Here is a 904-nt window from a genome sequence, read left to right as displayed (position 1 = left end):
AGGATACCACGTGTCCCGCCCTACTCTTCGAGTTCACAACCTGTGCATTTTCGTGTACGGGACTGTCACCCTGTACCGTGCGACTTTCCAGACGCTTCCACTAACACACAAGCTGATTCAGACTCCGGGCTGCTCCCCGTTCGCTCGCCGCTACTGGGGGAATCTCGGTTGATTTCTTTTCCTCGGGGTACTTAGATGTTTCAGTTCCCCCGGTTCGCCTCGTTAACCTATGTATTCAGTTAACGATAGTGTGACGAATCACACTGGGTTTCCCCATTCGGACATCGACGGGTCAAAGGTTCATATCACCTCGCCGTCGCTTTTCGCAGATTAGCACGTCCTTCATCGCCTCTGACTGCCAGGGCATCCACCGTGTACGCTTAGTCGCTTAACCTCACAACCCGAAGATGTTTCACTTCTGATTGCGAAAATTTGAGAGACTCGAACACACCTTAAAGATGTGTCGTTTCAATTTTCAGCTTGATCCAGATTTTTAAAGAGCAAAACTTCTTAATGCACTCAAAAGTACATTCAGAAGTTCATCATTCATCAGACAATCTGTGTGAGCACTGCAAAGGCAGGTTCTTTAAGGTAAGGAGGTGATCCAACCGCAGGTTCCCCTACGGTTACCTTGTTACGACTTCACCCCAGTCATGAATCACAAAGTGGTAAGCGCCCTCCCGAAGGTTAAGCTACCTACTTCTTTTGCAACCCACTCCCATGGTGTGACGGGCGGTGTGTACAAGGCCCGGGAACGTATTCACCGTGGCATTCTGATCCACGATTACTAGCGATTCCGACTTCATGGAGTCGAGTTGCAGACTCCAATCCGGACTACGACGCACTTTATGAGGTCCGCTTGCTCTCGCGAGGTCGCTTCTCTTTGTATGCGCCATTGTAGCAC

Annotated in this window: 2 rRNA genes; both read right to left on the bottom strand. The window is 50.0% G+C overall.

Annotated elements, in window-relative coordinates:
• Positions 1–394, bottom strand: a 23S ribosomal RNA gene (locus tag HBA26_RS22645); the annotation flags it as partial.
• A 198-nt stretch (positions 395–592) separates the two neighbouring features.
• Positions 593–904 (bottom strand): 16S ribosomal RNA (locus HBA26_RS22640); the annotation flags it as partial.

The organism is Enterobacter sp. 725m/11 (assembly GCF_011683705.1).
Classification (GTDB): Bacteria; Pseudomonadota; Gammaproteobacteria; order Enterobacterales; family Enterobacteriaceae; genus Enterobacter; species Enterobacter bugandensis.
Note: the sequence above shows the minus strand (reverse complement) of the source record. Positions and strands in the feature narration are given on the sequence as shown.